Genomic DNA, 552 nt, shown 5'->3' with positions numbered 1-552 from the left:
GTTGTTTCTTTACTAAGAAATGGTGGAGCTATGCGGGATCGAACCGCAGACCTCCTGCGTGCAAAGCAGGCGCTCTCCCAGCTGAGCTATAGCCCCATTTTTTTAGTCTTTCTAACCGACTCTAATGATTTTACATTAAAGTATTGTCCAAAATTTCAAGAACAAGGCTTTTCAGTTTGACGTTTAGCCTGCTAAACGAGAACTTAAATAACGCCGTTATTGAGATTTTGGTGGGTCTGGGCCGATTTGAACGGCCGACCTCACCCTTATCAGGGGTGCGCTCTAACCAACTGAGCTACAGACCCATACTAACTAGATTTCCAACCTAGTCGGCTGCCGACCTCACCCTGCTCTTTACCTTAGTAAAGGGGGTGCGCTCTAACCAACTGAGCTACTAATCCAATCTGTGCTAAATCAAATCGATTCAGACTACGACACTCTAAACTACAGATATCAGATAATTTGTGTGAACGCTCACCAGTGCTTCATATCGTTTAAGGAGGTGATCCAGCCCCAGGTTCCCCTAGGGCTACCTTGTTACGACTTCACCCC

Annotated in this window: 2 tRNA genes and 1 rRNA gene; all 3 read right to left on the bottom strand. The window is 46.2% G+C overall.

Annotated elements, in window-relative coordinates:
• Positions 1-20 precede the first annotated feature (20 nt).
• Positions 21-96, bottom strand: a tRNA-Ala gene (locus OA79_RS17810).
• Between the two features lie 132 nt (positions 97-228).
• Positions 229-305: transfer RNA gene (locus tag OA79_RS17805), tRNA-Ile, on the bottom strand.
• Positions 306-495: 190 nt separating this feature from the next.
• Positions 496-552, bottom strand: a 16S ribosomal RNA gene (locus tag OA79_RS17800); the annotation flags it as partial.

Source organism: Marinomonas sp. TW1 (genome assembly GCF_001625355.1).
Taxonomy (GTDB): domain Bacteria; phylum Pseudomonadota; class Gammaproteobacteria; order Pseudomonadales; family Marinomonadaceae; genus Marinomonas.
Note: the sequence above shows the minus strand (reverse complement) of the source record. Positions and strands in the feature narration are given on the sequence as shown.